This is a genomic window from Streptomyces sp. NPDC025651 (assembly GCF_055558735.1).
Genome location: NZ_JBVHLZ010000003.1, coordinates 194,977 through 208,928, shown reverse-complemented (window position 1 = coordinate 208,928; position 13,952 = coordinate 194,977). Strand labels below are relative to the sequence as shown.

The 13,952-nt window shown below is 73.1% G+C and carries 12 protein-coding genes and 1 pseudogene; 7 read left to right on the top strand and 6 right to left on the bottom strand.

What is annotated here, in order from left to right:
• Positions 1-21 precede the first annotated feature (21 nt).
• The gene (locus tag ACZ4D5_RS13170) at positions 22-438 is read left to right on the top strand and encodes a YunG family protein (RefSeq protein WP_467772441.1); all 417 of its coding nucleotides are present in this window, start codon (positions 22-24) and stop codon (positions 436-438) included.
• Positions 439-636: 198 nt separating this feature from the next.
• On the opposite strand, the gene ACZ4D5_RS13165 is transcribed toward ACZ4D5_RS13170, so the two are convergent.
• Together ACZ4D5_RS13165 and ACZ4D5_RS13160 are read right to left on the bottom strand one after the other, a co-directional pair.
• Positions 637-1,077 (bottom strand): subtilase-type protease inhibitor, encoded by a 441-nt coding sequence (locus ACZ4D5_RS13165; protein WP_467772440.1) that lies wholly within the window; start codon positions 1,075-1,077, stop codon positions 637-639.
• A gap of 322 nt (positions 1,078-1,399) precedes the next feature.
• Positions 1,400-2,563, bottom strand: coding sequence for a pyridoxal-phosphate dependent enzyme (locus tag ACZ4D5_RS13160; RefSeq protein WP_467772439.1), 1,164 nt, complete (start codon positions 2,561-2,563; stop codon positions 1,400-1,402).
• Between the two features lie 126 nt (positions 2,564-2,689).
• Here ACZ4D5_RS13160 and ACZ4D5_RS13155 point away from each other — a divergent pair, with 126 nt between their 5' ends.
• Together ACZ4D5_RS13155 and ACZ4D5_RS13150 are read left to right on the top strand one after the other, a co-directional pair.
• A complete protein-coding gene (locus ACZ4D5_RS13155) occupies positions 2,690-3,685 on the top strand; it encodes a LysR substrate-binding domain-containing protein (protein WP_467772438.1) in 996 nt (331 codons plus the stop codon).
• A 309-nt stretch (positions 3,686-3,994) separates the two neighbouring features.
• A complete protein-coding gene (locus ACZ4D5_RS13150; protein WP_467772437.1) occupies positions 3,995-6,796 on the top strand; it encodes an alpha/beta hydrolase in 2,802 nt (933 codons plus the stop codon).
• Positions 6,797-6,984: 188 nt separating this feature from the next.
• Here the strand turns inward: ACZ4D5_RS13150 and ACZ4D5_RS13145 are convergent, their stop codons facing one another.
• Complete coding sequence (locus tag ACZ4D5_RS13145) at positions 6,985-8,094, bottom strand: FAD-dependent monooxygenase (protein ID WP_467772436.1); 1,110 nt, start codon at positions 8,092-8,094, stop codon at positions 6,985-6,987.
• Positions 8,095-8,277: 183 nt separating this feature from the next.
• Here ACZ4D5_RS13145 and ACZ4D5_RS13140 point away from each other — a divergent pair, with 183 nt between their 5' ends.
• Together ACZ4D5_RS13140 and ACZ4D5_RS13135 are read left to right on the top strand one after the other, a co-directional pair.
• Positions 8,278-9,234, top strand: coding sequence for a TetR/AcrR family transcriptional regulator C-terminal domain-containing protein (locus tag ACZ4D5_RS13140; protein WP_467772435.1), 957 nt, complete (start codon positions 8,278-8,280; stop codon positions 9,232-9,234).
• Between the two features lie 51 nt (positions 9,235-9,285).
• Positions 9,286-9,780 (top strand): annotated as a pseudogene (locus ACZ4D5_RS13135) (GNAT family N-acetyltransferase); the annotation flags it as partial.
• Here the strand turns inward: ACZ4D5_RS13135 and ACZ4D5_RS13130 are convergent.
• Together ACZ4D5_RS13130 and ACZ4D5_RS13125 are read right to left on the bottom strand one after the other, a co-directional pair.
• Positions 9,691-10,566: a slipin family protein gene (locus ACZ4D5_RS13130; RefSeq protein ID WP_467772434.1), complete on the bottom strand. Its 876-nt coding sequence runs from the start codon at positions 10,564-10,566 to the stop codon at positions 9,691-9,693. The pseudogene ACZ4D5_RS13135 and the gene ACZ4D5_RS13130 overlap by 90 nt on opposite strands.
• A 107-nt stretch (positions 10,567-10,673) precedes the next feature.
• Positions 10,674-11,507 carry a hypothetical protein gene (locus ACZ4D5_RS13125; protein WP_467772433.1) on the bottom strand — a complete coding sequence of 278 codons (834 nt, stop codon included), beginning with the start codon at positions 11,505-11,507 and terminating at the stop codon, positions 10,674-10,676.
• A gap of 152 nt (positions 11,508-11,659) precedes the next feature.
• On the opposite strand from ACZ4D5_RS13125, the gene ACZ4D5_RS13120 reads away from it, so the two are divergent.
• Both ACZ4D5_RS13120 and ACZ4D5_RS13115 read left to right on the top strand, forming a co-directional pair.
• Positions 11,660-12,397: a class I SAM-dependent methyltransferase gene (locus tag ACZ4D5_RS13120; RefSeq protein WP_467772432.1), complete on the top strand. Its 738-nt coding sequence runs from the start codon at positions 11,660-11,662 to the stop codon at positions 12,395-12,397.
• 95 nt (positions 12,398-12,492) lie between these two features.
• A complete protein-coding gene (locus ACZ4D5_RS13115) occupies positions 12,493-12,693 on the top strand; it encodes a hypothetical protein (protein ID WP_467772431.1) in 201 nt (66 codons plus the stop codon).
• Here the strand turns inward: ACZ4D5_RS13115 and ACZ4D5_RS13110 are convergent.
• A complete protein-coding gene (locus ACZ4D5_RS13110; RefSeq protein ID WP_467772430.1) occupies positions 12,690-13,952 on the bottom strand; it encodes an MFS transporter in 1,263 nt (420 codons plus the stop codon). The two genes, ACZ4D5_RS13115 and ACZ4D5_RS13110, sit on opposite strands and share 4 nt — an antisense overlap.

The following is a 13,952-nucleotide window of genomic DNA, read 5'->3' as shown; positions in this document are numbered from 1 at the left end:
GCGGCTGCGAGAGTGATCGGCATGACACCACTGCTCCTGAGCGACATCGAGGCGGCCCTGAGGGCCAGTTGGGGCGCGGACACCTGTCCGCCCGACTCCACGGACATCTGGTCACCGGACAATCCCGCGCGGGACCAGTGCGGCGTCACCGCCCTGGTGCTGCACGACCTGCTGGGAGGCGATCTCCTGCGCGGCGAGGTCCATGTGGACGGCGTGCGCACGGACTACCACTGGTGGAACCGGCTGGGGGCAGGGGTGGAGATCGACCTCACCCGCGAGCAGTTCGCACCCGAGGAGATCGTGACCGAGGGCACGGTCGTGGTGCGGCCGCCGGAGATCCGCCGCTGCCGCGAGGAGTACGAGCTGCTGCGCGAGCGGGTCCTGAAGCGGCTCGACGCGTCGGCCGTGGAACGGTCGGCGGCTCAGCTCACGCCGTGAACGTCTCAGCTCACGCCGTAGACGTCGAGCCGCCCGCACATCCCGAACCTGCCCCGCACGGAAGGCTGTTCGGACCGGGGGCGGACACACTACGGCCCCCGGTGCCGTCCGACACCGGGGGCCGCCCCGCGTCCTGGCCGCCTTCCCCCACGAAAGGTGACCCGGACTCCCCTGAGTGTGGTTCAGGGTGTGATCCCGTCAGAAGGTGAGTGCGGCACCCTCCCCGAGACCGGCATCGAGTTCGCACCGGTTGCCGAAGGTGGCCGACCAGCTGACGTGTCTGCCGTTCCACACGCCGCCGACGGCCACTGTCACCGGACGCCACTCCTTGGTGCAGGCGACGGTGGACTCGGTGGCGATCAGCTGCCCGAACCGGCCGTCCACCTTGCGGAGTTCGGCGCACGCGGCAGCGGCCGCGGGGTGGCTGCCGGACGGGCGAGGCGCGCAGGTCAGCGTCACGGCGCGCTCCACCGAGGCGGATGTGGCGTCCTCGCCCTGGCCGACCGTGAGCACCAGGGCGGACGGCGCGTAGAGGCTCTTCGTGTTCGGGGCCTCGGCCTGCGCGGTGCCTGATGTCGCGGCGAGGACGCAGGTGGCCGCCGCGGCGGCCGCTCCCACGACCTTGAGGGTGCGACGCATGGTGGATTCTCCTTCGCTCGATGCGGGTGGTGACTGCGGTGAGGAGTCTCGCCGGTGCGGAGAGTGAGCGCCATGTGGATGGTCGATTTCCGGATGTGCCGCTCCGGTGAACGGTGACCGTACGGTCGTTCGGGCAGCTCAGGAGTGGTGGGATGAGGCCCCCTCGCATGTCCAGCATATGGACAAGCGGCATTGGTATAACCGAGGACTAACTCCTGACCTGCACTGATGAGAAATTGGTTCTTATTTCGACGATCTGCATCGACCGGAAATCATCGCTTCGGAGGGCGGCACCCCGCCACGGACGGATGCTCACCGATGCTCATCGGTCAGCCGGATCCACCGTCTGGGCCTGCGGGTTGGCGGCCGTGCCCTCGGTGCTGACCAGGACGACCGTCGAGGCGGGCCCGACGCCCAGGGCGGCACGGCGTTCGGCGGCACCTTCGCCGGTGAGGGCGGCCCGTGCCCCGGCCAGTGATGCGGCGCCGCACGGCCCCGACGAGAGTCCCAGACCGGCCAGGTCGCGCGCGGCCGCCGCTGCGGACTCGTCGGTGACGGCGACCGCCGCGTCCAGGCCGTCCCGCAGCACGGGCCAGGCGAGCGCGGACGGGGTGCCGCAGTTCAGCCCGGCCATGGTGGTGACGCCGGTCGGCACGCCGGTGAGCCGGCCCGCGCGGAGGCTGGTCAGTACGCCGGCGGCCACCACGGGCTCCACGGAGAGCAGTGCGGACGCCGTCGCATCGGTGTCCCTCCGTGGCGTGGGCCGGCTGCGGTAGTGCGTCACGGCGGCCTGGGCGAGCGACCCGACCCCGACCGGTACGGCGACCAGGGAGGGCGACGGGGCGCCCGCGGCGCCCAGTTGGGCGTCGATCTCGGCGAACAGGGTCGCGTACCCCTCGACGATCAGCGACGGGATCTCCTCGTACCCGTCCCACGCCATGTCCTGGACGAGCACCGAACCCGGTGCCTCGGCCGCCGCCGACGCCTCCCGCACCGCCGCGTCGTACGACCCGGCGACGGCCGTCACCTCGGCGCCCTCGCTCTTGATCGCGGCCACGGCCGCGGGGTGCACGCCGTCGGGGACGAAGACGTGCGCGTGCCCGCCGAACTGCCGCGCGAGGCGCGCCACGGCCCGTCCGTGGTTGCCGTCCGTGGCGGTGACCAGCCGCGGGGCTCCCTCGCCGGGAGACGTGCCGTGTGTGAGGCCGGCGAGGATCCGGTCGATCGCCCAGGACGCGCCGAGCGCCTTGAAGGCGGGCAGGCCGAGCCGTGTCGACTCGTCCTTGGCGAAGACGCGCCCCACGTCGAACTCGCGGGCGAGGGCGGGAAGTTCATGGAGTGCCGTCGGGGTGTAGCCGGGCAGCGAGGTGTGGAAGCGGTGGGCGTCCTGCGGGGGCGGGTCGCAGGTCCAGGCCCGTGCGTCCGGGCGCGCGTACCAGGGAAAGGAGGAAGGGGTTCCGGTCGCGGTGTCGGTCTGTCGATCCATCACGGGACCAGCGTGCTGTCCGGTCTCCCTTCGGTCCAGCACATGTTTCCCACGCATAATGATCAGAGAAATCGATGGTTCGGGGGCGTGGGTGTCGGTGTCGGTGTCGGACGAGTGGGGGCGCGGATGTTCGATCTGCACCGGCTGAGGCTGCTGCGCGAGTTGAAGCACCGCGGCACCCTCGCCGCCGTCGCGACCGCCCTGTCCTACAGCCCCTCGACCATCTCCCAGCAGCTCTCGCAGCTGGAGACGGAGGTCGGCGTCCCCCTCCTCGAACCCGTCGGGCGGCGTGTGCGCCTGACGCCGCAGGCCGAGATCCTCGTCGCGCACACCGAAGCGGTCCTGGAACGGCTGGAGCGCGCCGAGGCGGACATCGCCACCTCGCTCTCCGGCCTCTCGGGAACGCTGCGCGTCGCCTCGTTCCAGACCGCCGCCCTCGCCCTGGTGCCGACCGCGCTGACCCTGCTGCGCGAGGCGCACCCCGCGCTGCGCGTCCATGTGACGCAGGCCGAGCCCGAGGACTCGCTGCCCGCCCTGCTGGCCCGCGACTTCGACCTGGTGATCGCCGAGGAGTACCCCGGCGATCCCGACCCGCGCCCCGCGGAGCTCCACCAGGAGGACCTCTGCGACGACCCCTTGCGCCTCGCGGCCCCCATGCCCCCGGGCCGGGCCGTCCCGCACGGTACGAAGGACCCCGAGGCGGCGCTGCGCGCGTACGCCGAGCACGCCTGGGTCATGGAACCGGAGGGCAGCGCGGCCCGGCGGTGGGCGACGACGCTGTGCCGCTCGGCCGGGTTCGAGCCCGACGTGCGGTTCGAGTCCACCGACCTCCTGCTCCACCTGCGCCTGGTGGAGCTCGGCCACGCGGTCGCCCTGCTCCCCGACCTGGTGTGGATCGACCGCGAACCCGCCGTGGAACTGGGCGGGTTGCCGCGGGACCGGGGCTTCCGCCGTCTGTTCACCGCGGTGCGCGCGGGCCGGAGCACGCATCCCGCGATCGTGGCCTGCCGCGGGGCGCTGCGCCGGGCGGCCGCGAACACGTCACCGCGGGCGCGGTCCGGCGCCCTCGGAGAGGCGTGGGAACCGCCAGAGGCGCCCGGGCGCGATCACGCACAGTCCTGAACCGTCGGGAAGCCGCGCGCACGCCGTCGCGGGCCGCGGTGGAGCCCGTCGGTTCCGCGACAAGTTCGGACCTGGCCGCGATGTCCACCGGCGCCTCCAGGGAGCGGTCAACTCGCCCTGGACGCACGAGGGGCGGGGAGATCGTGCCGGTGTCCGGACACGGCTCGCCCCGTCCTCCGCGCTCACTTTCGGCCGCGCCGCGCCTGGCGCCAGGCAACGGGTGATCACTTGCGTACGTCCTCATGGGGCAAGAGGGGCACCTGAGTTCGACTGGTTCCCCTGATGCGCGTGATGACGAGGAGGAACCCTTTGAGACGTGTCTCAAGAGCGGCGACCACGGTGCTGGCGGCACTGGCGCTCGCGGCGGTGTCGCCGGGCGCGGCACACGCCGTCGACGCCCCGCCGCCCGCACCGCCACCGCAGTCCCCGGCGCCGCCCGCCAGCGACGGCACCGACCTGCCGGAAGGCTGGCGACTCACCGGCCGAGGCCTGGGCAAGGAGCTCGTCTGGACCGCACGCGAGCCGGTGCCCGTGGGAGACGCCCGGGTCGAGTTCTACGCCGGTGACAAGCTGCTCGGCAGGCCCGTGGCCGCGCAGGGCCACCAATCGTTCCGCCTGCCGCTGCACGGCGCGCGCATCGGCCCCGCGAAGGAGCTGAAGGTCCTCGCCGCCGGGCGCCGCCTGGACGAGGCCGGGATCGAGGAGGAGTCGCGCAGGCCGCGGCCTGCGTCGCCCGTGCGGCCCGCGACGCCACCCGCCGCGAACGAGGTCGACCCCGGGAAGCCGGGCCGCTACCGCACCGTCACCGGTGAGTACACGCTCAAGTCGGTGCGCCTGCCCGGCTATCCGGAGCCGGTGGAGATGGTCGCCAACGTGGTCGGCCCCGCCGACGCGCCCGGCAAGCGGCCGGTGGCGCTCTTCCTGCACGGCCGCCACGCCACCTGCTACGGCGGCGACCCGCGGGACATGAGCTGGCCCTGCGGACCCGGCACGAAGCCGATACCGAGCCACCAGGGCTATCTGCGCGCCCAGAAGCTCCTGGCCTCCCAGGGATACGTCACGATCTCCGTCGCGGCCAACGGCATCAACGGCCAGGACCACCTCGCCGAGGATGCGGGGGCGCAAGCCAGGTCCTCGCTGGTCCGGCTGCACCTCGCCCGCTGGGCGGACTGGGTCAAGAAGCCGTCCTCCGCCCCGGCGGCGGTGCGCGCCGTCGCTCCCGCGGACCTGTCCCGCGTACTCCTCGTCGGTCACTCACGAGGCGGCGAGGGCGTGAACAGGGCCGCGCTCGACAGCCGGTACCCGCCGCCCGCCGACCAGGACGCCCACCCCGGCCCAGTGCGCTGGAAGATACGCGGCAACGTGCTCATAGGCCCCACGATCTTCGGGCAGAACCCGACCCCGGACGTGCCGTCCACGACGATCCTGCCGGGCTGCGACGGCGACGTCTCCGACCTCCAGGGCGAGATCTTCGTCGACGGCACCCGCGGAGTCGGACGCGGCACTGCCCTGCACAGCGCGGTGTACATGGTCGGCGCCAACCACAACTACTTCAACAGCGAGTGGACCCCGGGGCAGGCGACCGCCCCCGCGGAGGACGACTTCCAGGAGGCGGGGGACCCGGTGTGCTCGAAGGGCGCCGCGCCCCGGCTGACCGCCCGTCAGCAGCAGGTCGCCGGAGCCACGTACATAGCCGCTTCGGCCCGGCTGTTCCTCGCGGGCGACGACCGGGTGCGCCCCCTCCTCGACGGCTCCGGCCGCCGCGCCCCCTCCGCGGACCCCGCGCAGGTGCTGACCCACGCCGTCGGCGCGCACCGCTCGGGGGCCCTGGTGCCCGGTGCCTCGACCAAGGTCACGGGCGGGCGGCTGTGTGCCCAGGTGGACAACGACGACGCTCGTGCGTGTCTGCCGTCCGCGACCGCGGGGGCGTCACCGCACTTCGCTCCGTGGCGGACCATGACGGGCGAGATCTCGCCCGAGCCCGGCCGTGACGCGGTGGCGATGCGCTGGTCGCGGGCGGGCTCCCCGGCGCGGGTGAGCCCCGAGCGCCCGATCTCCCTCGCGGGCGCGAAGAACCTGGCGCTGCGGGTGATCGTGCCGCCCAACACCACCGGGACCGAGCTGGACGTGTCCGTGGTCGACGCCCGGGGACACCGGGCGAAGCTCGGCCGGGTCCGTGTCGACGGACTGCCGGGCAGCGCCAACACGGCCTCCTACTGGGGCCGCGAGGTGCGCGTGCCGCTGTCGGCCGAGGCGCGGGCGAAGGTGGACCTCAAACAGGTGAAGACCCTGGAGCTGACCCCGCGCACCCGCTCCGGCAAGGCGTGGCTGGTCGACGCGTACGGCTGGCGCCCCGGCACCCCCGAGGTGAAGCCCGCCCCGATGCCGCGGGTCGACATCGGGCGGTTGACCGTCAAGGAAGGGGACTCCGGCGTCCGCACCTACCGCGTGCCGGTGCACGTGTCCGGCCAGGGCAGCGGCACGGTCCGGGTGTTCGCGCCGAAGCCCGGCACGGACGAGATCACCCAGCGCACGGTGACGGTGCGGCCGGGGGCGCACGACATCGACGTGCGGGTCGAGGTGCGCGGCGACACCCGCTACGGCTACGACGTCCGGCACGACGCGTTCGCCAAGGCGGTGCGCGGCGCGGTGGTCGGTGCCTACCAGGGCGGCGTGACGGCGCAGAACGACGACCCCATGCCGAAGATCACCCTCGAACCCGTCGCAGGCCGCGTCACCGAGGGCAAGCCGCTGAAGTGGCGGATGAAGCTCTCGGAGCCCGTCGACGTCGACATCTCGGCAGGCCTCTCCTTCCTGCCGGTCGACGGCGGCAGGGAACTGTCCACGCTGGACGTGGACCCGCGCTGGCTGGCGGACGAGTTCGGGGCCGAGCCCCGACCCGAACGGCCGCTGTCCGAGATGGCGAAGGGCCAAGGCCTGTTCGTCACCGTGCCCGCGGGCGAGACCAGCGCCGAACTGCGTGTGCCCACCGTCAAGGACGACGTGCGCGAGCCGGAGGAGTCCGTGAAGGGCCGGCTCTACGTCTATGACCAGAACTGGGAGCCGCAGCCCGGCCCGGAGCTCACCGGAACGGTGCGGGACGCCTCGTAGCGATCCGTGGCCAGGGGAGGGGGCGGCCGACTCGCCGGTGAGTACGCCGGGTCGGCCGCCCCCCCGCCTTCGGGGGACATGGATCAGAGGCGCCGCGCCCTCTGGTGCTCCGCCCAGGCGGCCGATGTGCTGACGAGTCGCAACACCTGCGCGCACGCGTCGAGTTCGACACGGCGTACGGAGCCCCGTCACGCGTCCAGGACGATGGCGTTCTTGGCCCGCTCGACGGACTCCTCGGCGGCGGGACCGCCCGGATTCTCCGTCGCCAGTGCCTGGTTGAGGGCGACGAAGGGCCGCATCCGCCGCTCGTAGCGGGCGAAGGCCGCGCGGTGGTCGTCGCCGTGGCGGCCGAGGGCGTCGGCGAGGACGTGGGCGCCCACCAGGGCGAGGCTCGTGCCCTGGCCGGAGAGCGGCGACGCGCAGTAGCCCGCGTCGCCGAGCAGCACCGTCCTGCCGCGCGACCAGCTGTCCAGGTGGATCTGGGCCATCGCGTCGCCGTAGAAGTCGGTGGACTCCCACATCGCCTTCAGGAGCCGGGGTGTCTCCCAGCGCAGCACGGACATGCGGTCGGCGATCAGCTTCTTCTGCCGCTCGACGGCCCGGTCCACGCGGCTCAGCGGCTCCGACTCGTAGCCGAACGTGATCCTCAACTCGGTGTTGTCGCGCACCGGGTAGACGCAGTACCCGGCGAGGCCCTCGCGGACCCACGTCTGCCAGTTGTCCAGGCCGAGGAAGTTGTCCGCGCTGAAGATGGCCAAGTGCGAGCCGAGGTGCCGTGTGAACTCCTCCTCGGGCCCGAAGGCCAGGGCCCGCACCCCCGAGTGCAGGCCGTCGGCGCCCACCACCAGGTCGAAGGTGCGGTCGGCCGCGTGCTCGAAGGAGACCCGGACGCCGCCGTCCGTCTCGTCCAGCCCGGTGATGCTGTCCCCGTAGACGAACTCGGTCTCCTCGCCCAGGAGTTCGTGCTGCATCCGGATCAGGTCCTCGCGCAGGATCTCGATGTCGTCGCTGTCCAGCCGGCCGCTGCTGTACGTGGCCTCGGTGGAGCGGTGGATCTCCTTGCCGTCGCCGTCGAGCACCGACATGCCGCGCATCCGGGTCCGCGCCGCGCGGGCCCGCTCCAGCAGGCCCATCCGGTCGACGACGTCGAGCGCGACCCCGCGGATGTCCACCGCCTGCCCGCCCTTGCGTGGTCCCGGCGCCCGCTCGACGAGCGTGGGGGCGTAGCCGCGCTCCCGAAGGAAGTGCGCGAGCGCGGATCCGGCGATGCCGGCGCCGGAGATCAGAACCGTCCTCATGGGGGCTCCTTCAGAGACTCGATGACCTGTACGCAAACTGAATGTACGGCGTACGCGCAGCGCTGCCAACTGGCCTTAAGGGCGCTCTGTTCTAGGTCAGTTGGGCTTCCGGGAGAGGCGCTGCTGCTAGGCTCTGCACTAGTACAGGCACGAGAGGCGGAAAAGAAAATTTCGGAGAGCAGCATGGACAGCGCCACCGAGCCGCCCTACCGGCGGATCGTCGCCGAGATCCGCCGCCGCGTCGCCGAGGGCGAGCTCGCCCCGGGCGACCGCGTGCCGTCCACGCGGCAGATCGCCAAGGAGTGGGGCGTCGCCCTCGCGACCGCCACCAAGGCCCTGACCGCCCTGCGCCTGGAGGGGGTTGTCGTGGCCCGCCCCCGCGTCGGCACCGTCGTGGCCCCCGGCGACGGCGCCCCGGCGGCCCCCGAGCGACAGCCGACGGCCGGACCCGAACACGAACTGACCCGGGAGCGCGTCGTGCGCGCCGCCACCGACATCGCCGACGCCGAAGGCCTGGCCGCCCTGTCCATGCGCGGGGTCGCCGCCCGCCTGGGCGTCGCCGCCATGTCTCCGTACCGGTACGTCAAGAGCAAGGACGACCTGGTGCTCCTCATGGCCGACGCGGCATTCGGCGAGGAGACGTACCCGGCCACGCCCCCCGACGGCTGGCGGGCCCGCCTCGAACTGGGCGCCCGCACCCTGTGGGCCCTGCACCGCAGACACCCCTGGCTGGCCCAGATCAGCCCGCTCACCCGCCCGCTGATGCTGCCGCACCTGATGGTGCACGCCGAGTGGTCCCTCGCGGCGCTCGACGGCCACGGCCTGGCACCGGAGGCCATGATGGACATGCACGTGCTGCTCTACAGCCATGTGCAGGGCCTCGCCGTCAGCCTGGAGCAGGAGGCGCACGCCGAGGCGGTGACCGGCCTGACCGAGGACGAGTGGATGGACCGGCAGGACGCGGCCTTCCGGGAGATCGCCGCCGCCGGCAGGTACCCGACGTTCAAGAAGGTGAGCGACGCCCTCGCGGGCGGCTACGACCTGCGCCTGGACGAACTCTTCGAGCTCGGCCTCGGCTCCCTGCTCGACGGCTTCACCGTGCGGGTCGAGGGAGCGGGGCAGGGGCGCGAGCGGCGGTAGGGCGACCGTCGCGTGGAGTGCGGCAGGGCGGCCGTTGCGTAGGGTTCTGCCATGTCCGCACCCGCCGCCGCCCCCGAACTCCAGCTCCTGCGCGCCGATCACGCCCCCGCGCTGCTCGCCTTCGAGCAGACGAACCGCGTCCATTTCGCCGCGTCGGTGCCCGACCGGGGCGACGGGTACTTCCGCGACTTCGCCGCGCGGCACGAAGCGCTCCTCGCCGAGCAGGCCGAGGGGGTCTGCTTCTTCCACGTGCTGGTCGGCGACGGGGGAGAGGTCCAGGGGCGGGTCAACCTGATCGACGTGGCGGACGGCGTCGCCGAGCTCGGCTACCGCGTCGCCGAGAAGGCCTCGGGCCGCGGCCTGGCCACCCGGGCCGTCCGGCAGGTGTGCGACCTGGCTGTCACCGCGTACGGCCTGACGGGGCTGCACGCCCGGACGACGCTCGACAACCCGGGCTCACACCGGGTGCTCACTCGCACCGGCTTCGTGCCCGCCGGGGACATCGTGCTCGACGGCCGCCCGGGGACCCGCTACACCCTGACGCTCGGAGGCCTGACGCTCGGAGGTCTGCCGCTCGGTGGCCCGCTCCAGGAAGCGGAGTAGCTCCACGGGGAAGGGCAGGACGAGGGTGGAGTTCTTCTCGGCGGCGACGGCCACCACGGTCTGCAGCAGGCGCAGTTGGAGGGCGGCGGGCTCCTCGGCCATCCCGTGCGCGGCCTCGGCCAGCTTCTTGGAGGCCTGGAGTTCGGCGTCGGCGTTGATGACGCGGGCGCGGCGCTCGCGGTCGGCCTCGGCCTGCCGTGCCATGGACCGTTTCATGGTCTCGGGCAGCGACACGTCCTTGATCTCGACGCGGTCGATCTGCACGCCCCAGCCGATGGCGGGGCTGTCGATCATCAACTCCAGTCCCTGGTTGAGCTTTTCGCGGTTGGACAGCAGGTCGTCCAGGTCGCTCTTGCCGATGATGGAGCGCAGCGAGGTCTGCGCCATCTGCGACACCGCGAAGCGGTAGTCCTCGACCTGCACCACGGCCTCGGCGGCGTCGACGACCTTGAAGTAGATGACGGCGTCGACCCGCACCGTGACGTTGTCGCGCGTGATGCCGTCCTGCGCGGGCACCGGCATCGTCACGATCTGCATGTTCACCTTGCGCATCCGGTCGACGCCGGGGACCACCATGGTGAGACCGGGCCCGCGCACCGCGCCCGAGAGCCGGCCCAGGCGGAAGACCACGCCGCGCTCGTACTGCTTGATCACGCGGGCCGCCGCCATCGCGTACACGAGACAGCCCGAGGCGACCGCGGCGCCTGCTGCCAGCAGCTCCTGGACCATGGCGGCCCCCTGACATCCGAGTCGGCCACTTATTTCACGATATGCCCGGAGATGTCCATCGGTCGAGCCCCTGGAGGCCGCTCTCCGGACCAGGGGGGGGGCGGCGGTCAGTCCGTACGCGGCCGTGACTCGTACAGCCGCGTGTAGTAGCGGCCCTCGGACTCGTGGCCGGTGGGGTCCTCACCGGCCAGGATCACCTGCCGGACGGCGTCACGCCGCTCCTCGGGGCTGGTGAACAGGCGCTGCGGATAGGTCCGCGAGGGATCCGTGACGGTGGCGAGGCCGTGTGCCGCCAGGGTGGCGACGATGCGCCGGTAGGGCACGGTGCGCAGCACGAAGGCGCTGACCCACACCGGGCCCCGCGTGCAGTCGAGCAGGGCGTCGAAGGTGCGGTGCGAGATGTAGCCGATACCCCCGGTGACCGTGATCAGACCGGTGCGGGCGACCGCGCGGCGCAGCCGGGGGCTGGGCGGGTGCCGTTCCAGGTTCTCCGCGTACGCCTCGTCCAGCAGGCCCGCGTCCAGGGCGTACCGGGTGGCGTTCTCCGCCATGTCCAGGCCGATGACCTCGGCGGCGTCGGCGCGCCGCCGCGAGGTGTAGAACTCCTTGTCGCGCTCCAGGAGCTGGGCGGGCGTGAGCGCGGCGGCCTCCTCGGAGGTGTAGTGCGCGTACAGGTCCTCCAGCGTGAGGTCGTGGTTGAGCAGCGCCGCGTTGATGCCGTACGAGCAGCACACGTCGAGGACCGTGACGGGGCCCTCGCCGCCGGGGATCCGGGCGCGCAGTTCGCGCGTGCGGCGGAAGACGGCCTGGGCGTGGTGCGGGATCTCGTACGCGTAGGGCGCCAGGGTGCGGAAGTAGGCGCGCGGGTCCGGCTGGTCGTAGATGTCGTCGAACCGGGTCTTGCCCGATGCGGTCCTTGTCCTGTGCCGGTCTGTGGCCATGGAGCACCTCCGGGGTCGAAGAACGGGTCTGGGGCAGACGTGCACCTCTACCCGACCCCTGCCACCCCCGGTAGACCTCGTGGCGGTAACCGGCCACGGCACCACCCGGCCGCGGCGTCCCCGCGACCGTCCCGCTGGCTACCCTGGAGCCGATGTTCACCTCCCAGGGTCCCACGCTGCGCGAGCTGGCCGTTGAGGCGCTCTCCTCCACCGAGCACGGCTACGACCTGCTCGCCCCCAAGTTCGACCACACGCCGTTCCGTACGCCGGACCGATTCCTGGAGGCAACGGCCGAAGCCCTGCGTCCGCTCGGCCCCTTCGGCGCGGGCCTCGACGTGTGCTGCGGGACCGGCGCGGGCGTCGAGACGCTGCTGCCGCTGTGCCGCGAGCGGGTCACCGGCGTGGACTTCAGCGCCGGGATGCTGGCCGCGGCCGCGGCCGGGGTGCCGGGGGCCCAGGACGGTCCCGCGGTCGAGTGGGTGCGGGCCGACGCCCGCGCCCTGCCGTTCGCCGAAGGATTCGACCTGGCCGTCAGTTTCGGGGCGTTCGGCCACTTCCTGCCCGCCGAGCGGCCCGCCCTGTTCGCGGGCGTCCACCGGGCGCTGCGCCCCGGCGGACTCTTCGCGTTCCCGATCGGCGCGCCGCAGCCGCTGAGCTCCCCGTGGTACTGGGCGATGCTCGGCTTCGACTCGGCGATGCGCGCGCGGAACCTGCTGTGGCGGCCGCGGTTCGTCATGTACTACCGCACCTTTGCGCTGGGCGGCGTGCGCGAGGACCTCGCCGACGCCGGCTTCGACGTGCGGCTGCTGCCCCTGGAGGAGTTCGGGCGGCGCCCCGACGGGAGCCCGCGCTGGCGCCTGGTGGTGGCCAGGAAGGCGGAGCGGGCGTAGGAATGTCGGTCACCCGGAGAGCTGTGCGGCAAGGCGCCGGTGAGTCATCCTCGTAGTCGACGGACCGCCGTCAACTGCCTTGCAGGGGGTGCCCGATGGGGAACGACCACGACGCCGGGCCGCCGGTCCCTCCCGAGTCCGCTGCCGCTCCGCCCGGCGCGACCGCCGACACGCAGGTGCCGGACCAGGCCTTCAACCGCTGCTGGCGGCCCGGCGTCTCGGGCGGCAGCCCGCGCGGCTTCCGTGAGCTGTACGTGGGCGACCACGAGCACTTCACCCTCAACCTCACGGGCTAGCGGAGGGACCGCACCGCGGTCGTCGGGGCGGGGGCGCCGCCGAGGAGATCCGCGCGCCCCGCCCGCTCCGCCCACCGCACGGCGGGCTCCATCGCCAGGGACGTCCCGAGGAACAGCGCTCCCAGCAGCAGCCACCCCGGTACGCCCCACACCACCAGGAGCCAGGTCAGAAGGAGCGGTCCAAGGGCGCGCGCGACCGGGACGCCGGTGCCGAAGAACCCCTGGTACTGGCCGACTTGGCGCGCGGGCGCCAGCGCGAAGCCGATCTGCCAGGACCCCGCGGACTGCTGCATCTCGGCGATCACCTGAAGCACCGCCCCGACGAGAAGCACCGCGGCCGCCGCCCACGGCGAGAAGCCCGCCGCCGACACCGCGAAGACCACGCACGAGGCGAACATGACGGCACCGGAGCGGCGTACGGCCCGTGAGGCCGATGCCAGGCCGGTGACGCCCCGGGCCATCCGCACCTGAAAAGCCATCACGGCAAGGGTGTTGAGGACGAACAGCGCCGAGACCAGCCACCCCGGGGCGTCGGTGCGCTCCACCGTCCACAGCGGGATCGCGAGGCTGAGCAGCGGCATCCGCAGCAGCAGGACCGCGTTGAGGAGCGTGACCACCGCGTAGGGCCGGTCACGGAGCACCGCGAGGCGCGGCCCGCCCGCACCGCGTGCCGCCGTGGCACGCGCCACCACGGGCAGCCGCAGCAGCACGGCGGCGCAGAGCAGGAAGCTCAGCGCGTCCAGGGCGAACACCGCCCGGTAGGCCCCGGCCGTGTCGTACCGCAGCGCCAGGCCGCCGAGGGCCGCGCCGACCGCGAGCCCCGCGTTGAGCGTCGACTGCAGGTGCGCGAGCACCGCCGTGCGCTCGGCCGGCGCCACGAGCCCGGCGAGCAGCGCCTGCCGGGAGGCCGCGAGGCCGCACTGCGCGACGGCGTAGAGGATCGCCGCCACGAGGAACAGCGGGAAGGAACCGATGAGGAGGAACGACCCGACGGCGGCCCCGGTGGCCAGGGCGAGCAGCACCGACGTGCCGCGCGGCCCGTGGCGGTCGGCGAGCGCGCCCAGCGGCACGCCCGCCACGGACCCGATCGCCCAGGCCACCGTGAGGCCGAGCCCGACCTGGGTGGGGGAGAGCCCGACGACACGGGTGAAGTAGAGCGCCGACGACACGTAGTACGCGCCGTCCCCGACGGAGTTGCTCAGCTGCGCGGCGGCGAGGACGCGCGGTGCGCCCGGCGGCGGAAGGACACGGATCGACAC